The organism is Brevibacterium sp. Lmc1, assembly GCF_057654315.1.
In genome coordinates, this window is sequence record NZ_CM172803.1 from 1622278 (window position 1) to 1643097 (window position 20820).

A 20820-nucleotide genomic window follows, 5' to 3' on the forward strand; every position below is an offset into this window, starting at 1 on the left:
CCGCCGCGACACCATACTTGTCGACTGTGACTTCGACAGATCCCGCCGCGAACGCGGCACAGACACCCTCTGCGGCCGCTCAGAACAGGCAGGCCGGAACGCAGACTCCGCGCATCGTCTCCTCGGCGGCCGATATCCATTCGATCCTCGCTGAATTCGGCTCTCAGGGTACGAAGACGACGGCGGTGATCATCCTCGCGCTCGGCGGGATCTTCATGGACGCCTACGACTTCTCGTCCCTGGCCTTCGGCATCACCGCCATCCAGGAGCAGTTCGGCCTCAACGGCTTCATGACCGGACTCGTCAACGCCTCGATCATGGTCGGTGCCGTCATCGGCGCTCTCTTCGGCGGATACCTCGTCGACCGGTTCGGGCGGTACCGACTCTTCATGGCCGATATGGTCTTCTTCGTCGTCGCAGCCATCGGCTGCGCCGTGGCACCGAACGAATGGGTCCTCATCGCCTTCCGCTTCGTCATGGGCATCGGCGTCGGTCTCGACCTGCCGGTGGCGATGGCCTTCCTCGCCGAATTCTCCAAGCTCAAAGGCAAGGGGAACCGCTCGCAGCGGGTCAACGCCTGGTCGCCGGCCTGGTACTTCGCCACCGGTATGGGCTACGTCATCGTGCTCATCATCTTCATCACCCTGCCCTACGACCAACATGCCATTCTGTGGCGCATCGTCGTCGGCTTCGGTGCCGTGCCCGCCCTCATCGTCCTCCTCGTTCGTCGCCGCTACCTTGCCGAATCACCCGAATGGCTGGCCAACCAGGGCGATCTGCGCGGCGCCGTCGAAGTCATGCGCAGCCATCACAACCTCAATGTCGAACTCGCTCCCGAGGGGGAACGCGAGACCGCGAACGCCTCGGACAGTTCGGCCAAGGGCGGACGGTGGGCCGGGTTCGCCGAACTCTTCTCCCCGCGCTACCGGGTCCGTACGATCGTCGCTCTCTGCGTCTCCGTGTTCTCGACGTTCGGCTACAACGCCGTCGCCTACGGCACCCCGCTCATCATCACCACGCTCTTCCACCAGACTCCGCTGATCACGATCATCGCCTCACTGGTCATCAATCTGGGCTTCGGCACGCTCGGGGGACTCCTGGGCATGAGCATCGTCAACCGCTTCGGGACCCGGAGGATCACCCTGTTCGGATTCGTGATCCAAGCCCTGGCGCTGGGAACGCTGGCGATCGTGGGCATCCCGAACGGGGCTCTCGTCCTCGTCGCGGTGGCCATGCTCGCTGCGTTCGTCTTCGCTCAAGCCGGGGGACCGGGAGCGAACCTCATGAACTATGCGACCCTGTCGTATCCGACCCGTCTGCGCGGTATCGGCATCGGTTTCAACCAGTCGGTCCTGCGTGCCTTCTCGATCGTCTCACTCATCATGTTCCCGATCCTTGCGGCCTCCCTGGGCACCGGTGTGTTCTGGATCGTCGCCTGCGCACCGTTGGCGGGTGCGATCGCCGTCGGCATCGTCGCCTGGGATCCGACGGCCAAGGACGTCGAGCACGAAGACTGAGGCCCGCGACCGGCGGTGACTGCCCAGAGCAGTGCACTTCAGATGGGACGTGCCCGAGCGGCCATGACCAGCGGGAACGGTCACATTGAGAATGAATGGTATGCCATCGAGTGAAATGCTCGTTCGGCTGTTCCCCGGCCGCGTCCCCGAGCGACCCGGATGCGGTTGCGAGTCGCATATCTAAGGCTGCAGCGAAATCGCCCGGCCTGACTCATTGCCAGTGGGGTGTGAGCTGGGTTACTCTGAATCGGTCAGATGAACGGTGTCACAGAGCTGTGTTTACTTTTTTGGTATCCCAGTTTGGGCGCTGACCGGATCCAAGGAGTGGACTGCATGAGGAAGACCGAATCGGCGGAGGCACCAGTGCCCACACGCCTGGGGCCCAGCCCCGAACAGTTGGCGGCTCATCGCATCAGTCCGCGCTTCTACAACGCCGATCTCGCCCCATCCCGCAAGGAGGGGCGCAGTTGGACGGCCTACAGCGTCTTCACCCTGTGGGCCAACGACGTGCACTCTCTGGGCAACTACGGCTTCGCACTCGGACTCTTCGCACTCGGCCTCGGGGCCTGGCAGATCCTCGTCGCCCTCCTCGTCGGTGCAGCCCTGCTGTTCTTCCTGCTCACCCTCTCCGGTTTCATGGGCTACAAGACAGGCGTGCCCTATCCCGTGATGAGCCGGATCTCCTTCGGCATCCACGGGGCCCAGCTGGCCGCCTCGGTGCGGGGCATCGTCGCCATCGCCTGGTTCGGCATCCAGACCTACCTGGCCTCGAGCGTCCTCAACGTCATGCTGCTGACGATGTTCCCCGGACTGCAGTCATGGGCCGATGCCGAATTCCTCGGACTCTCCGGGCTCGGCTGGTTCTCCTTCACCCTGCTGTGGGTCATCCAAGTCATCATCGTCAGCTACGGGATGGAGATGATCCGCCGCTACGAAGCCATCGCCGGACCGATCATCCTCGTGACCTTCCTCGCCCTGGCCGTCTGGATGCTCATCCGCGTCGACTTCTCCATCGCGTGGTCGACCGACGACGCGCTCAGCGGCTGGGAGATGTGGGCGCACATCTTCGGCGGAGGCGCATTATGGGTGTCCATCTACGGCACCTTCGTGCTCAACTTCTCCGACTTCACGAGGGCCGCGAAGAAGCGCGGCTCGATCGTCGTCGGCAACTTCTGGGGCATCCCGGTGAACATGCTCGTCTTCGGACTCGTCGTCATCTCGCTGGCCGGCGCCCAGTACAAGATCGACGGCACCGTCATCACCTCACCGGCCGATATCGTCCAGTCGATCGGCAGTCCTGTCCTGCTCGTGCTGGCTTCCCTGTCTCTTCTCCTGCTCACCGTCGCAGTCAACCTCATGGCGAACTTCGTCGCCCCGACCTATGCGCTGACGAACTTGTTCCCGCGCCACCTGAACTTCCGCAGCGCCGCCATCATCTCCGCCGTCATCGGCTTCGTCATCCTGCCCTGGAACCTGTATGACTCACCAGTGGTCATCGTCTACTTCCTCGGTGGACTCGGCGCCCTGCTCGGACCCCTGTTCGGCGTGATCATGGTCGACTACTGGGTGGTGCGCAGAACGAAGGTCAATGTGCCTCAGCTCTACACCGAAGCCGGCGACGGTGAGTACTTCTACCACCGCGGAGTCAACTGGCGAGCCATCGGAGCCTTCATCCCCGCCTCGGCGATCTCACTGGTCTTCGCACTCGTGCCCGCGTTCTCCGGCATCTCCGAGTTCTCCTGGTTCTCCGGGGCCGCGATCGCCGCGCTCATCTACTTCGTCATCGCCCGCCGCGACTTCACCTTCCGTGAGGTCGACGGTGAGGAGATCGCCGTCCCGACCCATCACTGATCGGAGCCGAATCGTGAGAATCCTCGTCGTCAACGTCAATACGACCGAGTCCATGACCGAGGGCATCGCCCGCGTGGCACGGCAGGCCGCCTCGGCGGGAACCGAGATCATCGGTCTGACCCCCGAATTCGGAGCCGAATCCTGCGAAGGCAACGTCGAAAGCCATCTCGCGGCGCTCGGCGTCATGGACGCCGTCCTGAAATATCCCGGCGAATTCGACGCCGTGATCCAGGCCGGGTACGGAGAGCACGGCCGCGAGGGCCTGCAGGAGCTGTTGGATGTGCCCGTCGTCGACATCACCGAGGCGGGGGCGGCCCTGGCGATGTTCCTCGGCCGCCGCTATTCCGTCGTCACCACGCTCGACCGGACCCTCCCGCTCATCGAGGACAGACTGCTGCTGGCCGGTCTCGACTCCCACTGCGTGTCCGTGCGGGCATCGGGAATGGCCGTGCTCGAGCTCGAAGAGAATCCGCAGGCTGCGATCGAGGCGATCACCGATCAGGCCGCCGAGGCGGTCGACCGTGACCGTGCCGAGGTCATCGTGCTCGGCTGCGGTGGGATGGCCGAGCTCGGGGCGACGATCACGGAACGCTGTGCCGTGCCCGTCGTCGACGGGGTCGCTGCCGCCGTGCGCGTGGCCGAATCACTCGTCGGACTGGGGCTGAGCACGTCGAAGGTGCGCACCTATGCGCCCGCCCGTGAGAAGAAGCTCAGCGGCTGGCCGCTCGGTCAGTCGACGTCGGCCGGATCCGCTGCGGCAGGCTCTGCATCCTCTGCGGCCGGGACCGCGACGGACTCGGCCGCAGCAGGTTCGGCGGGATCGGCGGCGGCAGGTTCGGCCTGAGCTTCTTCGGGTCCGGTCTCGGCCAACCGCTTCGAATGCTTGTCGTGCTGCTCCTGACTCGTTCCCAGATGACGACCGGCCAGCGACCCGGCCAGCGTCTGATCCCGGCGGGCGATGGCGTCGAAGAGCTCGGCATGCTCGGTGGCGACGACGGCAAGGTCATCATGCTGACTCAGCTGCCACCGCATCCGTGAATCCAGCAGGGCACCGATCTCGCCGAGGAGCTCATTGCCCGAGAGCTCGGTGACGATGGCGTGGAATTCCGCGGCACAGCGATGGGCACCGGCGACGTCCCCGGCATCGGCGAGCTCTCGGCCCTTGAGCATCGTGGCCTCCAGTCGGGCCAGGCCCTCGCGGGTATGGCGCTGAGCGGCGAGTTCGAACGAGAGGACGTCGAAGACCGTGCGCACCTCGTTGAGGTCGGCGATGTCGCTGGGGGAGAACTCCCTGACCGTCGACCAGGTGTTGGGCCGGTTCGTCACCAGCCCTTCCGAGGCGAGCTTCTTCAGCGCCTCGCGGATGGGCACCCGTGAGACGCCGAGCTCGGTGGCGAGGTTGCGTTCGACGAGCCGTGAACCCGGTCGACGGTGGCCTTCGATGATCTCATTGCGCAGCGCCTCGGTGACCCGCATGGTCTCCGACTGGGGACTCTCGGCAGACTTCATCCGGTCCCTCACCTCACTGTGAGCGCTTCATGGCACGGCCCAGAGTATCGAGCCCGACCGAGCCGAGACCCAGCGCCCGGGTGTGGAAGACCTTGAGATCGAAATCGGCACCCGCCGCAGCCTTCGCCTCGTCACGGTACTGCTCCCACAGTCTCTGACCGATCTTGTAGCTCGGTGCCTGCCCGGGCCAGCCGAGGTAGCGGTCGAGCTCGAAGGCCAGGAACGACCGGTCCATGGCCACATTGTCGGTGAGGAACTGCCACGCCTTCTCCCGGTTCCAGATCCCGCCGCCGAGGCTCTCAGGTGCCTCGAGGCCGAGGTGGAAGCCGATGTCGAGGACGACACGGGCGGCACGCAGCCGCTGCGAATCGAGCATGCCGAGATAGTCGCCGGGATCGTCGAGGAACCCGAGATCGGCCATGAGCTTCTCCGCGTACAGCGCCCACCCCTCACCGTGGCCGGATACCCAGCACATGAGGCGGCGCCAGCGGTTGAGGGTGTCGGAGACGTAGGTGGCCTGACCGACTTGGAGATGGTGGCCGGGCACACCCTCGTGGTAGACGGTGGTCTTCTCCTGCCAGGTGGCGAAGTCCGTGACGCCTTCGGGCACCGACCACCACATGCGGCCGGGTCGGGAGAAATCGTCGGTCGGGCCGGTGTAGTAGATGCCGCCGGTGGCCGAAGGCGCGATCATGCACTCGATCGTGCGCACGGGTTCGGGAATGTCGAAATGGGACTTGCCGAGTTCGCGGATCGCCTCATCGGCCACACCCTGCATCCAGTCCCGCAGCGCCTCGGTGCCGTGCAGGGTCCGCTGCGGGGCGTTGTTGAGAGCGTCCATGACCTCGAACAGGTCGGCGCCGGGCATGATCTTCTCTGCCACTTCTCGCTGTTCGGCGTCGATGCGCTCGAGTTCTTCGAGGCCCCATGCATAGGTTTCATCGAAGTCCACTTCGGCGCCGAGGAAGTCGCGGGAATACAGCGCGTATGCTTCGCGACCGCACGCTTCGTCGTCACCGGCGGCGGGCAGCACCTGTTCGCCGAGGAATTCGGCCAGGTCCGAGGCGGACTTGCGGGCCGCCTCGGCGTGGGTGTCGAGATCCGAACGCAGAGCGTCGGGAACATCGGCACCGGCGACGAGACGATCGAAGTTGCTGCCGGGCTCGGCCAGGGCGCGGGCCTGTTCGATGACCTTCTCGACCTGGATACGGGCGGCGACGCGACCGTTGTCACGCGCCATCGCCAGGGACTCCTGGTATCCGGCCAGCGAGCCGGGCACGGCAGCCAGGGTGGTCGAAATCGTCTCCCAATCGGCCACGGTATCCGTGGGCATGAGGTCGAAGGCGTCGCGGACCTGCTGCAGCGGCGATTCGATGACATTGAGGCTGGCGTGCTTGATTCCGGCGGCGAAGTAGTCCCGGTCGACGCCGAGGCGATCACGCATCGCATCGATGGTCACGAGGTCGACATCGTCGAGGTCGGAAGAGTCCGCGACATCATCGAGGCGAGCCAGCGTCCGCACGGTGACATCATTGAGCGCGGAGAGTCCGGCCGGCGAGAAGTCGTCGAAGCCCTGTGCACCGTCGAGTCCGAGGTAGAGGGCGAGAGAGGGGGAGAGGGCGAGCATGTCATCGACGTAGTCTTCAGCGACCGCATCGACGGCGGAGGAGGTTCTCTTCACAGTCATGATGACCACCCTATCGCGAGCTGGGTCACATCCGCGGTGGACCGGACCACGCAATCGTCGCGAACCCGCTAATGTGTCACTGTTCCCCGCAGGCAGCAGAAAGTGAGACCGATCTCCAGTGGCACGAGCGAAGCTGTGGACGAAGGACTTCATCGTCGGAATCGGGCTCAACCTCTCGATGTCGATGGTCTTCTACCTGCTCATGACGTCGATGGCCGGGTACGCGGTGGCGCGGTTCTCCGCCGGCGAGGCCGCAGCCGGCTTCGCCTCCTCATCGTTCGTCGTCGGTGCCGTGGTCGCTCGCGTGCTCACCGGGAAGTATCTCGACTTCATCGGGCGGCGCAAACTGCTCATCATCACCATGGCGGTCTCCGTGCTCGCCTCACTGGCCTATATCTTCGCCGGCGACCTCACTCTGCTCCTGACGCTGCGCATCGTCCACGGAATCGCCTTCGGCGCCGGAAACACGGCGATCATGACGGCCATCCAGAGCATCATCCCGGCCTCCCGCCGGGGAGAGGGCACCGGATACTTCGGCACGGCGACGACTCTGTCGACGGCGCTCGGACCGTACCTCGGCGTCATTCTGCCCCGCGAGTTCGACTTCGTCATGCTCTTCGTCGCCTCGGCGTTCATGTCCGTCCTCGCCCTCATCTGCTGTTTCCTCATCCGGCTGCCCGTGCAGGAGATCAGCGACTATCAGCGGCGCACGAAATGGCATCTCAAACTCGGCACCCTCGTCGATCGGGACGGGCTGCGGATCGGCTCGGTCATGCTTCTGGCCGGCATCGCCTACGCGGCGGCGCTGGTGTTCCTCGCCGGCTATGCGACCGAGTACGGCGTCGCCTCCGCCGCGTCCCTGTTCTTCGTGGCCTTCGCTGTGGCCTCCCTGTTCGCCCGTCTGTTCGTGGGACGGCTGCAGGACACCTTCGGCGACAATGCGGTGATCTTCCCCGTCTTCATCGCCGATATCGCCGGCAATGTCCTGCTGGCGCTGTGGCCGACGATGACGGGGATCGTCCTCGCCGGAGTGCTCATCGGCCTCGGCTTCGGCTCCCTCATGCCGTGCATGCAGGCAATCACCGTCAAATCCGTGCCGATGAGCCGCGTTCCCGTGGCCACGGCGTCGTTCTTCCTCCTCCTCGACGCAGGGTCCGGCATCGGCCCGGTCGTCCTCGGATTCCTCTACTCGTTCACCGGCGGAAACGGAATGTTCTTGGTCTGTGCCGGGCTCGTCGTGGTCGCCATCGGCGTGTACGTGTGGGTGCACGGACGTCGCCGAGGCGGTCGCCCCGGCCGCGAATACCTCACCTGATCCCGCTAATTGCTACCTGACGGGGGCCCAGCAACCTCGCGCCAGGTTGCTGGGCCCCCGTCAGGTAGTAATTGGGGAGATAGGGTGGAGGGAACGACTGGAGGATGAGAATGAAGTTCGCGCTCGCTCAGATCAACACCACCACCGAGGTGGCCGACAACCTTGAGAAGGTCCGTTCCTATTCCCGCCGGGCCGCCGCGGCAGGCGCACGGTTCGTCGTCTTCCCCGAAGCGACGATGTCGGCGTTCGGATCCGGCCTGCGCACCATCGCCGAGGAGCACTCCGAGTCGTGGCGGGCCGCGCTGAGCGAGCTCGCCGCCGAGACCGGAATCACCGTCGTCGTCGGCGAATTCGCGGCCACGGACGACAAGGTCATCAACCTGCTCGCCGTCTATTCCCCTGACGGCCGGCGCAGCGACTATGCGAAGATCCACCTCTACGACGCCTTCGGATTCAAGGAGTCCGACACCGTCGAGGCGGGAGAGGCGCCGGTGCTCTTCACCATCGACGGCGAGGACATCGGCCTGGCTCTGTGCTACGACATCCGGTTCCCGAAGCTCTTCGCCGAACTCAGTCGGCGGGGCGCACGCCTGACCGTCGTCGCCGCCTCCTGGGGTGCGGGACCGCGCAAGGCCGAACAGTGGGAGATCCTCGCCCGCGCCCGTGCCCTGGACTCGAATATGTTCATCGCCGCCCTCGGCCAAGCCGATCCCGAAGTGACCGGCGTCCCGGTTCCGAAGAAGGGGCCGACCGGGGTCGGCCACAGTCTGGTCTCCGACCCTCTCGGGAAGGTGCTGAACTCACTCGACGGTGCCGAACGACTCGAGATCGTCGAGATCGACCTCAGCGCCGCCGATACCGCAGCGGAGACGGTTCCGGTGCTCACGAACGCGAAACTCGGGTACTGAGCTCGAGACGGGCGCTCAACGCATTTCCGGTGAAAATGCAGCGACTGCAATACTGTTCCCATGAGTTCTGGTTCAGAGGTCCAAGCGTCACCGCCGGTCGAGGGACTGCGCGAACGCAAGAAGCGTGAACGCGGGCAGGCTCTTCGCCGTGCCGCCATCGACCTGGCCCTGGAGAAGGGCTATCACAACGTCACCGTCGAAGACATCTGTGAGCGCTGCGGAGTCTCCCGACGAACCTTCTTCAACTACTACTCATCGAAGGACGAGGCGCTGCTCGGTCGCGCGGACACCGTCTTCGACGAAGAGGACCAACCGGCCATCGAGGAATTCGAAGCCGGTGGACCTCATGGTCGTCTCGTCGCCGACCTCGAACATCTGCTCGCATTCATCGTCGCCACTCGGATGGAGAAGCGCGACGATATGCACCAGTACCATCTCATGCTGAAAAAGGACCCGTCGCTGATACCGCTGCAGATGTCGCGGATGGGCAACAACGAACGGCTCTTCCGGCAGATCATCCAACGCCGACTCGACGGGACCTCCTCGGCGCCGGTGGACGTCATGGGGGCTCACTCCGGTGACTATGCCGACGACGATATCGAAGTCTCCCCGCGAGCCGAAGCCGTCGCCGCCTTGGCGATGATGGCGCTCAAGGCGACGTTCACCCGGATGCGACGAGTCGACGGAGAACCGGGACCAGTGATCGACAGACTCTTCGACGAACTGCGTGCGCTCTTCCGCGAAGAAGCCGACTAGAGAAACAGCAGACGGGAGTCCGTCGAGGGCCGGGTCCGGCGGGGCCTCAGCGACCCAGGTGCTGGTCCCAGGTCTGGGGGAGGCGCTTGCGCACATTGCGGCGTGGAGCCCGGAAACCCGCCCGATCGCCCTTGCGGGTTTCGGACTCGGCCTCCGCGCTGGCCTGCTGGGCCGCATAGGCGATCGCCACCTGACGGATCGCCACGACCGCGGCCACAGCCGCCGCACTGGCCATCTCGTCGCTGATCGGTTCGCCATCATCGGCGCGCACCTGTGAGCGTCCCTCCACGGAGGGCACCCGCAGCGCCCCGTCTGAGGCTGTGGCCGCGCCCTCCTCGGCGGCCGCGTCCTCGCCGGGGCCGGTCACCTCGGCGTCGACTTCGCCGGGCAGGTCCGCCTCGGCGTCGGTCTGCAGATCATCGCTCATAGGGGGATGTTACCGTGCTTGCGCGCGGGAGCGTCGACGTGCTTGTTCTTCAGCGCACGCAGGGAACGCACGATCCGGCTGCGGGTCTCGCTCGGCTTGATGACGGCGTCGATGTAGCCTTCCTCGGCGGCCAGGTACGGGTTGAGCAGCGCATCCTCGTAGTCCTGGATGAGTTCGGCACGCGCCGCTTCGACGTCCTCTCCGGCCTCTTCGACGGCCTTGAGCTTACGGCGATAGACGATGTTCGCCGCACCCTGGGCGCCCATGACCGCGATCTGCGCGCTCGGCCAGGCGAGATTGATATCGGCACCGAGCTGCTTCGACCCCATCACGCAGTACGCGCCGCCGTAGGCCTTGCGGGTGATGAGGGTGACGAGCGGAACGGTGGCCTCGCCGTAGGCGTAGATGAGCTTGGCGCCGCGGCGGATGATGCCGCCGTACTCCTGGTCGGTGCCCGGCAGGAACCCGGGCACATCGACGAAGGTGAGGATCGGCAGGTTGAAGGCATCGCAGAGGCGCACGAAGCGTGCGGCCTTCTCCGAGGCGTCGATGTCGAGGGTGCCGGCCAGCTGCATGGGCTGGTTGGCGATGACGCCGACGCTCACACCTTCGACGCGGCCGAAGCCGGTGACGACGTTCGGAGCGAAGAGCTCGGAGACCTGCAGGAAATCGCCGTCGTCGAGGATCGTGGTGACGACGTCGAGGATGTCGTAGGGCTGCGAAGGCGAATCCGGCATGAGCGTATCCAGCGCCTCGTCCTCGGGAGTCACCGACAGATCGGACTCGAACTCGTCGGCATCGGCCGGGTCGAGGTTGTTCTGCGGCAGGAACGAAAGCAGATCGCGCACATAGTTGAGCGCATCGTCCTCATCCGAGGCCAGGTAGTGCGCGTTTCCGGACACGGTGTTGTTCGTCCGTCCGCCGCCGAGCTCCTCATGGCCGACGGACTCTCCCGTGACGGTCTTGATGACGTCGGGGCCGGTGATGTACATGTGGCTGATCTGATCGACCATGATCGTGACGTCGGTCAGTGCGGGGGAGTACACGGCGCCGCCGGCCGAGGGACCCATGATGAGCGAGATCTGGGGGATCACTCCCGACGAGGCGACATTGAGGCGGAAGATCTCGGCGAACAGCGCAATCGATCCGACGCCCTCCTGGATCCGGGCGCCTCCCGAGTCGTTGATGCCGATGATCGGGCAGCCGAGCTTGAGAGCGAGCTTCTGCACCTTGACGATCTTGCGGCCGTTGGCTTCGGCGAGGGATCCGCCGAGGACGGTGAAGTCGTGAGCGAAGACCGCGACGGTCTTGCCTTCGATCGTGCCCAATCCGCAGACGACTCCGTCACCGTCGGGGCGGTTGTCCTGCATCCCGAACTGGTGATTGTGATGGCGGGCGAATTCGTCGATCTCTTGGAAGGAGTCGGCGTCGAGGAGAGCGTCGATGCGTTCACGGGCGGTCTGTTTGCCGCGCTTGTGCTGGTTGTCCACCGAGCGCTGATTGCCCGTGTGGGCTGCTTCTCGGCGCTGGGTGAATGCGTCGATGCGCTCGGCTGTGGTCCGTGGGGTATCCGTCATGTCTCCACAATAACGATGACGTGAGACTTCGTTGTGCACTCTCACCAAAAGAATCTAGAGTGGTCTGGTGAACAGCCAACACAATTCCCTTCTCGTCGACGTCGACTCAGTGCGCCGCACCGCTGCGGATCGTGGTCTCTCGCTCCCGCCGCTGATCTGGGACGATAGCTGCACGTCGACGAATGACGAACTTGCGCGAGTGGTCCGGGAAGGAGCCGACGCCGGTTCGCCCGTGGCCGAATTCACCATCCGCGGCACCGACTTCCAGAACGCCGGACACGGCCGACTGGGCCGGACCTGGACGGTACCCGCCCGCCGGTCGCTGACGTGGTCGATTCTGCTCACACCCCCGGCCGGGTTCTCCCAATGGGGATGGATCCCGCTCATCGCCGGTGAGGCCGTGCACTCCGCCGTCACCGAGGCGGGAGTGCCCGCTGCGATCAAATGGCCCAACGACGTGCTCACCGCCGAGGGCAGGAAGCTGTGCGGGATCCTCGCACGCGTCGAACCCCTGGCCGGCGGACCGCAGATCGTGTTGGGGATGGGGCTGAACACCCGGTTGGAGCCTGCTGATCTGCCGCGCGAAGACGCGAGCTCAATAGCGATCGAAACCGGAATCGACGGTTCAGAAATTGATCATGAAGCATTGCTAGTCTCGATTCTCGGCACACTGATCCCCTGCTACAGAGAGCTGATCGACTATGGAGATGAGGATTTCCGCGACAGCCGCACAGCGCGGAGAGTGCGTGATCATATGGTGACGCTCGGGTCGCGGGTTCGGGTGGAGAAGCCTGACGGTTCCGACATCATCGGCACCGCCACGGGGCTGGACGCAGGAGCCGACCTCATCATCGACGATCAGGTGTGCTTAAGCGCCGGAGACGTCCACCATCTGCGTCCGGCCGCGGCCCCGACCGCTGCGGAGAGGAGCCAAGACTGATGGCGGTTTCGGACTTCACCGCCGGATTCGACATCGTCGAACCGGAACGGCTGGGCACACCCGAGGTCGGAGAAGCCGCAGGCACCTCCGCAGAGACTCGGCCGGCCGACGCCGGCACCCAGTCGCACAGCGACGCGCCCCGGTCCGCCGACGCATCGCAGCCGACCGCTCAGTCCCAGTCCGATGCCGTACCCCGGACGGAGTCGGATAGCCGGTCCGCCCCCGATTCTTCGCCGAGCCCGGAGCCGAAGGACGACGGTGAGACCTCGTCGACCGCCGAGGCGGACGATCGTTCCCCGGACACCCTCCCCGAGGAGGCGGCCGAGTCGAGTGCGGGCGATCCGTATGATGACGTCGACGGCGATGACGAGCCTGTCGGCGGCCTGACGGGGTCCGCTCCTCAGGCAGGAGAGGTCGGCGCGCAGCTCGCCGACGAGGTCACGGCTGATCCTGGCGCACCCCCCGCGGATGCTGCCGATGCGGATGCTGCCGATGCGGATGCGGATGCGGCCGACCCGGACATCGACGTCGATGAGGACTTCTTCAGCGGACTGCGTGAGGATCCGCGCACCACAGCGCTGCCGATCATCGACGAGGACGACGCCGACGGAGCTCTCGACGCGGACGGTCCCGACTTCGACGACACGATCTATGAGACCCGAACCGCGGCCGAACGACTCGAAGAGATCCTGCTCGACGGCAAGCGCGTCCTCGACCGACGGGAGGCCGCGAAACTCGGCGGGATCTCCACGGTCTCGGCCCGGAAGATGTGGCGGGCCCTCGGCATGTCCCAGGCGAAGCCGACGGATAAGGCCTACACCGTCAGCGATGCGCACGCCCTGCGGATCTGGGCCAAGCCCGTCGCCGACGGTCTCATCGACCAGACCACCGCGCTGTCCCTGGCCAGGGCGATCGGCCAGACGACGGACCGCCTCGTCGTCTGGCAGATGGAGACCCTTGTCGAATTCCTCACCGAGGAGAAGGGACTGACCGACCCGGAAGCACGCCGGGATGCCCTGGCCGTCGTCGAAGAGATGATCGACCCGCTGCAAAAGATGCTCACCTACTCCTGGCGGCGCAACCTCGCCGACGTCATGGGCCGTCTCAACGTCAATGTCTCCGACGGGCTGGCCATGGACAACAGGCAGGGCTGGTACGACTCCTCGATGCCGTTGGCCCGCGCCGTCGGATTCATCGATCTCGTCTCCTTCACCCGCCTGTCGCAGAAGATGGAGCCACGGCAGCTGGCGGACATGGTCCAGGAGTTCCAGGGCATGGCCTACAACATCGTCGCCACCGGCGGCGGACGGGTCATCAAGACCGTCGGCGATGAAGTGTTCTTCGCCGCGTCGACCCCTCTGGCCGGGGCCGAGATCGCCATGACGCTGATGGAGCGCGTGACCGCCGCCGAGGACCTGCCCCAGGCGCGCGTCGGCTTCGTCTGGGGACGGGTGCTCTCCCGCCTCGGCGATATCTTCGGCTCCAGCGTCAACCTCGCCGCCCGCCTGACGGCCGTGGCCGATCCCGGGACGATCTTCACCGACGAGGAGACCGCACGAGTGCTCTCGGCCTCGGACGACTACGTCTTCGAACCGCGCGATTCGATTTCGCTGCACGGACTCGGCGAGACCGCCATCGGTGAGATGAAGCGCGGCACGGCAGCCAAGATGCGCCTCGACCTCGACGACGATCCCGAGAACTCAGACCAGTGAGCGGCTGCAGCGGCCGCTGACAGCACAGGCGGCAGACAGCTGAGCCCAGCACCGGGGTGCTGGGCTCAGCTGCTGAAACGGCCGACGGGCCGAGTGGTTCGCCAGAGCAGGGCTCTCCGTCAGGGCCGGTCCGAGCTCAGAACAGGGCGGAGTCGTCGTCCTCGTCGTCATCGTCATGAGAGACGATCACGGCGCCTTCGGTGTCGAACTTCGACCGCGCGATCTCGTCCTTGGCCTCATCGAGGTCGAGATCGAGCTCATCGAAACTGGTCGCCAGTCCTTGCTGCCCCTGCTGCTCCTTGCGTGCTGATCGCTTTCCGCCGGACTTCGGCTTCTCTTCGCCGGTGCCGGATGCAGAATCAGCGTCAGCTTCGGCTGATGCCTCAGCCGATTCGTCGCCGTCGGCCGCCGGGGAACGGTCGGCGGATTCGGCACCGCCGAGGCGGGGCAGGGTGCCGATGACATCGATCTTCGATTCCAACGGCGATCCCGTCCCATCGCGACGGGACAGTTCGGCCGGAAGCGTGCGTGCACCGCCGGCGGTGGCAGCAGCCTGCGGAGAGTCGCCGACCCAGGCCAGTGACAGTTCGGTCTCGCCCTTGAGGAACTTGTGGGCGCGCACCCCGGAGGTGGCTCGCCCTTTGGTCGGGAACTCGGAGAATTCGCTGACCTTGATCGACGACGAAGGGGCGCCGTAGAAGTTCTCACCGCTGGCGATCGTGACGACCGCGAAGCTGCCGAGCTCGGCATCCGCGGCACCGTCCTCGTCGGTCTTCGCCGCCTTCGGAGTCATTCCGAAGAAGATCACCTTCGCCTCGGCGGCCACCTTGATTCCGGCCACACCCGAGGCGTTCCAGCCCTGTGCACGCAGACCGGAGGCGTCGAAGGCGAGCAGCTGAGCATTCGAGGTCACGAATACGGAGAGGGAATCGTCGATGTCCTCGGGTTGGGCGACCCCGACGACGGAGTCCTTTCCCTTGAGGGTGATGGCTTCCCACTCGTTCTTGTTCGGCCGACCGGCCACCGACACGCGTTTGACGACGCCGTCGGCGGTGCCGAGGACGAATTCCCGGTCGAGGTCGATCAGACCGATGATCTTCTCGTTCTTCTCCAGCGCCGCATATTCGGCGATCTTCACACCGCCGGCGACATTGGGCCGTGCCGCGGCCGGCGGCAGGGCGGGCAGATCGACGACGTCGACCATGTGCAGTCGACCGGTGGTGGTGATGGCGCCGACCTTGCCCTGAGTGGTGGTGACGATCTCCGAGACCAGCGCATCATGGCTGGAGCGGCGACCCTCACGTGCCAGCGGAGCGGCATCCGAGGTGCGCGCAATGCGTCCGGAGGTCGACAGCAGCACCCGGCAGGGAGAATCGGCGATCTTGAGGTTCGTCGGAGCCTTTTTGCCCTTGGCCGTCAGCTCCTTCATCGAGCCTTCGATGAGGACGGTGCGTCGCGGAGAGCCGATGACCTCGGCCGTGGACTCCAGTTCCGAGGCGACGAGTTCCCGCAGCTTCGCCTCATCGGCGAGCAGCGATTCGAGGTAGTCGATCGTCTTCTTCAGCTCGTCGCGTTCGGCCTCGAGTTCGAGACGCGAGAACTTCGTGAGCCGACGCAGCTGCAGATCGAGGATGTAGGTCGCCTGCAGCTCGGAGAGCTCGAAGACGTCCATGAGGCGGGTGCGGGCCGTGGCCGCATCGTCCGAGGAGCGGATGAGCTGGATGACCTCATCGATGTCGAGGATCGCAATGAGCAGACCTTCGACGAGGTGGAGCCGGTCCTTGGCCTTGCGCAGCTGGAAGACCGTGCGCCTGCGCACCACGTCGATGCGATGGGAGAGGTAGACCATGAGCAGCTCGCGCAGTCCCAGGGTCCGCGGCTGTCCCTCGACGAGGCAGACGTTGTTGATGCTGAACGATTCCTCGAGGGGAGTCTGGCGGTAGAGCTCGGCCAGCACCGCCTCGGGGTTGAAGCCGTTCTTCACGCCGATGACCAGACGCATGCCGTTCTTGCGATCCGAATAGTCATCGATCGAGGCGATTCCGGACAGCTTCTTCGCCCCGACCGCGTCCTTGACCTTCGACACGACCTTCTCCGGTCCCACGAGGTAGGGCAGCTCGGTGACGACGATTCCCTTGCGGCGGGCACTGATGTTCTCGATGGACACGGTGGCGCGGGTGCGGAAGGTGCCGCGACCGGTCTCATAGGCCTCGCGCACTCCGTCGAGGCCGATGATCCGTCCGCCGGTGGGCAGATCCGGGCCGGGGATGTAGCGCATGAGCTCCGAGAGTCCGGCATCGGGATTGCGGATGAGGTGGGCGCAGGCGGCGATGACTTCGCCGGGATTGTGCGGGGCCATGTTCGTGGCCATGCCGACGGCGATGCCCGAGGCGCCGTTGATGAGCAGATTCGGGAAGGCGCTGGGCAGGACCTCGGGCTGGGTGAGCGTGTTGTCGTAGTTCGGCACGAAGTCGACGACGTCTTCGTCGAGCCCGGCGATCATGTGCATCGACGCGGTCGTCAGTCGAGCCTCGGTGTAGCGCGGGGCAGCGGGACCATCGTCGAGGGAGCCGAAGTTGCCGTGGCCGTCGACCAGGGGCACACGCATGATGAAGCCCTGGCTGAGGCGCACGAGGGCGTCGTAGATCGCGGTGTCGCCGTGCGGGTGGAGCTTGCCCATGACATCGCCGACGATGCGCGAGGACTTCACATGTCCGCGGTCGGGGCGCAGCCCCATGTCGCCCATCTGGTAGACGATGCGCCGTTGGACGGGTTTGAGGCCGTCCCTGGCGTCGGGCAGTGCGCGGGAGTGGATGACCGAGACCGCATATTCGAGGAACGAACTCTCCATCTCTGAGGAGACGTCGACTTCGATGACTCTGCCTTCGGGCATGGAACTCCTTTGACGCACGAACTGTTCGATTCGAACACCCGCCCGCGCCGAGGCTAGACCTCAGCGGGGGAGGGCACCCGTCGATTCTAGCGTTCGATTTGCGAACTCCTGCTCAATCGGGCGTTCCCGGAGGGGTCGTGTCGGAGCTCAGGCATCGTCGCGGCCGCTGCGCAGCCACTGGAAGAACTCCTTGAGGTATGCCTCGACATGCGAGCGCTCAGCCGTGCCGGCGACGAGTTCGCTGACCATCATGCCCGCGACCGAGCTGTTGACCCGTTGCGCGTATTCGGCGTCGATGCCGGCGAAGCGCATGATGAATTCCCTGATCGCGCGGAGGTTCTTCTCCTTGGCGATCACTGCCTCAGGCGGCAGAGCCGGATCCAGGCTGAGCATCATCATCGTGTAGAACCGGTTGCGGTCCGTGGTCAGCCAGTTCATGCAGAAGTCGATGGCGACCTCGATCGGGTCAGCGCCCGGAGCACGTACCAGCTCCGGCAGGCGTTCGAGCTGCTGGGAGTTGAGCTCTCCGATGCGTTCCATGATTCCGGTGATCAGGGCATCGCGGGTGCGGTAGACATTCGAAGTCGACCCCACCGGCAGTTCGGCCAGTGCATCGACTGCCCGATGGGTGAGTCCGCGGACTCCTTGTTCGGCGACTACGGCGATCGCGGAGTCGGTGACGACGTCTCTGCGCGAAATCATGACTGTGAGGCCTCGCTCTCATGGGACACCTGCTGAACGCGGGCGCCTGGGACGGTGGATGACCAGTGACTGGCCACAGACAATGGCCGCCGGAGCGGCCATTCATTAAAACACGAATTCATAACATTTCGTGGTGAACGGATACAGACACTACCCGTCAAGTCTGCGAATTGGTATAGGACGCGCCAATATGCCGCTGTGACAGTGAAATTCGAAGACGGCCTGCGGCGGGTGTGGATTCTCCTTTCAGCTGGGCGGGCGTCTGCTCCGATCCGTCTCAGCTCAGCAGTCGACGGGTGCTGTCGATCCGAGTCGGGTCGGGCAGGAGGTCGACGTGGGCGCTGAGAACATGCGACTCGGTCTCTGTGGCGACCATCGGGTGGATGACGAGCTCGAGGATCTGCGGATGGTTCTCCACCAGCACAGCGAGCCTCTCCAGCACATTGCGCAGCGGTTCGATGTTCATCGGCGGCAGACCGCGATAGCCGAACAGCCGCGGGGAGGCCTTGATCGACCGGATCATGTCCCCGGCCTCCTTGTCGGTGATCGGGGCAACCCGATGAGCGACATCGCCGAGCAGCTCCGTGGTGTCCCCGGCCAAAGAGAACGCCAGCAGCGGACCGAGCAGCGGATCCTCACCGGCGCGGAGGACGCAGGGGACACCATGCGGGGCCATAGCTTGGACGTCGACGAGCGGCTCATCCTCACCGGCCAGCTGCCGGATGGTCTCCTGGATCGCGGTGAAATCCTCGGCGAGCTCCTCTGGGGTGTCGATGTTCAGGCGCACACCGCCGAGCTCCATCCGGTGCCGCAGCACCGTGGTCACGGCCTTGAGGGCGACCGGATACCCGATCTTCTCAGCCGCGGCGATTCCTTCGTCCACCGAGGAGGCCGTGACGTAGGGAAGCACCTCGATTCCGTAGGCGCTGAGCAGGTCGCGGACGTCGTCGCGTTCGAGCCTGACGGGGGAGCCCGGCTGTGCCCCCTCCAGGGCTGCGTCGATGATCGTCCGCACCTTCTTGTCATCGATGTCGTCGAGCTCGGTGTAGCGCCCGTGGTCGGCGGCCCTCCACCGGGCATAGTCCGTGGCCCTGGCCAGAGCCCACACAGCATCTTCGGGACCGATATAGCTGGGGACGGTGTGGGAGACCCGGCTGCCGGCCTCATCGGTGAGGTACGTGGTCAGTTCGTCTTGGACACCGTGGATGCCGAGGAAGCAGGCGACCGTGGTCTTCCCCGAGCGTGCGGCCGACTCGGACAGCAGGCCGGCGATCTCCGTCTCCTCCGCACCGGCCGACGGGGTGAAGGTGACGATGACCGAGTCGACGTCGTCGCGGGCATACATCGCATCGAGTTCGGTCCGGAAAGTCTCCGCATCGACCTCGGGGTGCAGGGACACGGGCTCGGTGTCGACGCGCAGACCTTCGGAACGGGCGCGCTGCATGATCAGGGTGCTCATCGCCGCGGAGTTGCCGATGACCCCGACCCGGCGGCCCGCCGGCAGCTTCTGGGTCGAGAACACCTGGGTGAGGTCGAAGAGCTGGTGGATCGTATCCGCGCGGATCACTCCCGCCTGCTCGAGCACCTGGTCGAGGGTGTTCGGCGCCAGGGAAGAGGTACGCACGATATGCCCGGGCGGCAGCTCCCGCCCCGTGAGGTCGGACTTGATGACGACGACGGGTTTGACGCGCGAGACTCGACGGGCGATGCGCGAGAACTTGCGCGGGTTGCCGATGGATTCGAGGTAGAGACCGACGGTCTGCGTGGCCGGATCCTCCTCCCAATACTGGAGGAGGTCATTGCCGGAGAGGTCGGCGCGGTTGCCTGCGGAGACGAAGGTGGAGATGCCCAGTCCGCGGGTCTTCGCCGCCGCGAGCAGGGCGGTGCCCAGCGCCCCGGACTGACTGAAGAGCCCGAGCGTTCCGGAAGCCGGGAGGAACGGGGCCAGAGAGGCGTTGAGCGAGATGTCGGCGGCCTCGTTGACCAATCCGAAGGAGTTCGGCCCGACCACGCGCATTCCGTAGGCGCGGGAGGTTGCGACCATGCGGCGCTGGAGTTCGGCCCCCTCGGGACCGGTCTCGGCGAATCCGGAGGAGATGACGAGCACGGCTTTGACCCCGTGCACGGCACAGTCCTTGACCACCTCGGTGACGGACTCGGCGGGCACGGCGATGACCGCGAGGTCGGCCTTGCCCGGCAGATCGGCGAGGCTCGGATAGGCCTGGACGCCGGCGATCTGATCGGCTTCGGGGTGGACGACCCACAGGTCGCCGGTGAACTTCGCGGCCGTGATGTTGCGGATGAGCAGATGTCCGGTGGAGTTGCGTTTGCGGCTGGCGCCGATCACCGCCACCGAGGCGGGGTGGAGGACCGTGCGCACGCTCAGGGCCTCGGCCCTGTGTTCCCTGGAGGCCTGCACTTCGATGGACCGTGCCGTGGGATCGATGTCGAACTTCACGGCCACGACACCGTCATCGAAACCGCGGGAGACCTCGTAGCCGGCGGCCTGGAAGACCTGCAGCATCGACCGGTTCTGGGGAAGCACCTCGGCGGTGAATCGCTGGATCCCCGATTCGCGCGCGGCCGCGGCCAGATGCTCCAGCAGGATCGAACCGACCCCGCGACCCTGGTGGGCGTCGGCGATGTTGAACGCCACCTCGGCGTCGGTGTCGGTGATCCGATCGAAGCGGCCGACGCCGATGATGTCGTCGCCGATGAGCATGATCAGCGCCACTCGGTCGTGGTGGTCGACGTTGACGAAGCGGTCGAGGTCGCGTTTGGGAAGCCGGGGCAGCGGAGCGAAGAAGCGCAGATAGACGGACTCCGGCGATTGGGCCTCGTGCATGCGGGCCAGAGCAGCGGAATCGTCAGGGGTGATCGGGCGAAGGTGGGCGGTGCCGCCGTCGCGGAGGACGACATCGGCTTCCCACCCGGCAGGATAGTCTTCCATGGTCCCAGCATATGCGTCGGGCGTCCTGATATGGCCGACCTCGCTGGGACAAGTCAGAGGAGTGGGGCACAATAGT

At 65.5% G+C, this 20820-nt stretch carries 15 protein-coding genes; 8 read left to right on the forward strand and 7 right to left on the reverse strand.

Going from position 1 to position 20820, the window contains the following annotated elements; translation table 11 throughout:
* The first annotated feature begins 26 nt into the window (after positions 1 to 26).
* From AC239G_RS07135 to AC239G_RS07145, 3 genes are all read left to right on the forward strand, one after another.
* A complete protein-coding gene (locus tag AC239G_RS07135; protein ID WP_139469564.1) occupies positions 27 to 1517 on the forward strand; it encodes an MFS transporter in 1491 nt (496 codons plus the stop codon).
* 333 nt (positions 1518 to 1850) lie between these two features.
* Positions 1851 to 3368, forward strand: coding sequence for an NCS1 family nucleobase:cation symporter-1 (locus AC239G_RS07140; protein ID WP_139469563.1), 1518 nt, complete (start codon positions 1851 to 1853; stop codon positions 3366 to 3368).
* Between the two features lie 13 nt (positions 3369 to 3381).
* Complete coding sequence (locus tag AC239G_RS07145; RefSeq protein WP_139469562.1) at positions 3382 to 4212, forward strand: aspartate/glutamate racemase family protein; 831 nt, start codon at positions 3382 to 3384, stop codon at positions 4210 to 4212.
* Here the strand turns inward: AC239G_RS07145 and AC239G_RS07150 are convergent.
* Positions 4098 to 4877: a GntR family transcriptional regulator gene (locus AC239G_RS07150; protein WP_139469561.1), complete on the reverse strand. Its 780-nt coding sequence runs from the start codon at positions 4875 to 4877 to the stop codon at positions 4098 to 4100. The genes AC239G_RS07145 and AC239G_RS07150 overlap by 115 nt on opposite strands.
* Before the next feature lie 13 nt (positions 4878 to 4890).
* Positions 4891 to 6564, reverse strand: a complete 1674-nt coding sequence (locus AC239G_RS07155; protein ID WP_487490015.1) for a DUF885 domain-containing protein — start codon at positions 6562 to 6564, stop codon at positions 4891 to 4893.
* 118 nt (positions 6565 to 6682) lie between these two features.
* Between AC239G_RS07155 and AC239G_RS07160 the strand changes: the two genes are divergently transcribed.
* The 3 genes from AC239G_RS07160 to AC239G_RS07170 all read left to right on the forward strand — a co-directional run bounded on the left by AC239G_RS07160 (position 6683) and on the right by AC239G_RS07170 (position 9543).
* Complete coding sequence (locus tag AC239G_RS07160) at positions 6683 to 7879, forward strand: MFS transporter (RefSeq protein ID WP_487490016.1); 1197 nt, start codon at positions 6683 to 6685, stop codon at positions 7877 to 7879.
* A 110-nt stretch (positions 7880 to 7989) separates the two neighbouring features.
* A complete protein-coding gene (locus tag AC239G_RS07165) occupies positions 7990 to 8787 on the forward strand; it encodes a nitrilase-related carbon-nitrogen hydrolase (protein ID WP_482401627.1) in 798 nt (265 codons plus the stop codon).
* Between the two features lie 60 nt (positions 8788 to 8847).
* On the forward strand, positions 8848 to 9543 hold the full coding sequence (locus AC239G_RS07170) for a TetR/AcrR family transcriptional regulator (RefSeq protein WP_487490017.1): 696 nt from the start codon (positions 8848 to 8850) through the stop codon (positions 9541 to 9543).
* A 46-nt stretch (positions 9544 to 9589) separates the two neighbouring features.
* On the opposite strand, the gene AC239G_RS07175 is transcribed toward AC239G_RS07170, so the two are convergent.
* Positions 9590 to 9970 (reverse strand): hypothetical protein, encoded by a 381-nt coding sequence (locus AC239G_RS07175; protein ID WP_253903675.1) that lies wholly within the window; start codon positions 9968 to 9970, stop codon positions 9590 to 9592.
* Positions 9967 to 11547 carry an acyl-CoA carboxylase subunit beta gene (locus AC239G_RS07180; RefSeq protein ID WP_139470250.1) on the reverse strand — a complete coding sequence of 527 codons (1581 nt, stop codon included), beginning with the start codon at positions 11545 to 11547 and terminating at the stop codon, positions 9967 to 9969. The genes AC239G_RS07175 and AC239G_RS07180 overlap by 4 nt, the downstream gene beginning before the upstream one ends.
* A gap of 67 nt (positions 11548 to 11614) precedes the next feature.
* On the opposite strand from AC239G_RS07180, the gene AC239G_RS07185 reads away from it, so the two are divergent.
* Together AC239G_RS07185 and AC239G_RS07190 are read left to right on the forward strand one after the other, a co-directional pair.
* A complete protein-coding gene (locus AC239G_RS07185; protein ID WP_139470252.1) occupies positions 11615 to 12487 on the forward strand; it encodes a biotin--[acetyl-CoA-carboxylase] ligase in 873 nt (290 codons plus the stop codon).
* Positions 12487 to 14199, forward strand: a complete 1713-nt coding sequence (locus AC239G_RS07190; RefSeq protein ID WP_487490018.1) for an adenylate/guanylate cyclase domain-containing protein — start codon at positions 12487 to 12489, stop codon at positions 14197 to 14199. The genes AC239G_RS07185 and AC239G_RS07190 overlap by 1 nt, the downstream gene beginning before the upstream one ends.
* A gap of 136 nt (positions 14200 to 14335) precedes the next feature.
* Here AC239G_RS07190 and AC239G_RS07195 read toward each other — a convergent pair whose 3' ends face one another.
* The 3 genes from AC239G_RS07195 to AC239G_RS07205 all read right to left on the reverse strand — a co-directional run bounded on the left by AC239G_RS07195 (position 14336) and on the right by AC239G_RS07205 (position 20744).
* Positions 14336 to 17092, reverse strand: coding sequence for a DNA gyrase/topoisomerase IV subunit A (locus tag AC239G_RS07195; protein ID WP_139470256.1), 2757 nt, complete (start codon positions 17090 to 17092; stop codon positions 14336 to 14338).
* Between the two features lie 147 nt (positions 17093 to 17239).
* Positions 17240 to 17794, reverse strand: coding sequence for a TetR/AcrR family transcriptional regulator (locus tag AC239G_RS07200; RefSeq protein WP_139470258.1), 555 nt, complete (start codon positions 17792 to 17794; stop codon positions 17240 to 17242).
* Between the two features lie 277 nt (positions 17795 to 18071).
* A complete protein-coding gene (locus tag AC239G_RS07205; protein WP_376906828.1) occupies positions 18072 to 20744 on the reverse strand; it encodes a bifunctional acetate--CoA ligase family protein/GNAT family N-acetyltransferase in 2673 nt (890 codons plus the stop codon).
* Positions 20745 to 20820: the final 76 nt, after the last annotated feature.

Coding starts and splice junctions, on each gene's coding strand:
- AC239G_RS07200 (WP_139470258.1), bottom strand. CDS start 17,794: ATGATTTCGCGCAGAGACGTCGTCACCGACTCCGCGATCGCCGTAGTC.
- AC239G_RS07170 (WP_487490017.1), top strand. CDS start 8,848: ATGAGTTCTGGTTCAGAGGTCCAAGCGTCACCGCCGGTCGAGGGACTG.
- AC239G_RS07175 (WP_253903675.1), bottom strand. CDS start 9,970: ATGAGCGATGATCTGCAGACCGACGCCGAGGCGGACCTGCCCGGCGAA.
- AC239G_RS07140 (WP_139469563.1), top strand. CDS start 1,851: ATGAGGAAGACCGAATCGGCGGAGGCACCAGTGCCCACACGCCTGGGG.
- AC239G_RS07205 (WP_376906828.1), bottom strand. CDS start 20,744: ATGGAAGACTATCCTGCCGGGTGGGAAGCCGATGTCGTCCTCCGCGAC.
- AC239G_RS07150 (WP_139469561.1), bottom strand. CDS start 4,877: ATGAAGTCTGCCGAGAGTCCCCAGTCGGAGACCATGCGGGTCACCGAG.
- AC239G_RS07190 (WP_487490018.1), top strand. CDS start 12,487: ATGGCGGTTTCGGACTTCACCGCCGGATTCGACATCGTCGAACCGGAA.
- AC239G_RS07155 (WP_487490015.1), bottom strand. CDS start 6,564: ATGACTGTGAAGAGAACCTCCTCCGCCGTCGATGCGGTCGCTGAAGAC.
- AC239G_RS07180 (WP_139470250.1), bottom strand. CDS start 11,547: ATGACGGATACCCCACGGACCACAGCCGAGCGCATCGACGCATTCACC.
- AC239G_RS07195 (WP_139470256.1), bottom strand. CDS start 17,092: ATGCCCGAAGGCAGAGTCATCGAAGTCGACGTCTCCTCAGAGATGGAG.
- AC239G_RS07165 (WP_482401627.1), top strand. CDS start 7,990: ATGAAGTTCGCGCTCGCTCAGATCAACACCACCACCGAGGTGGCCGAC.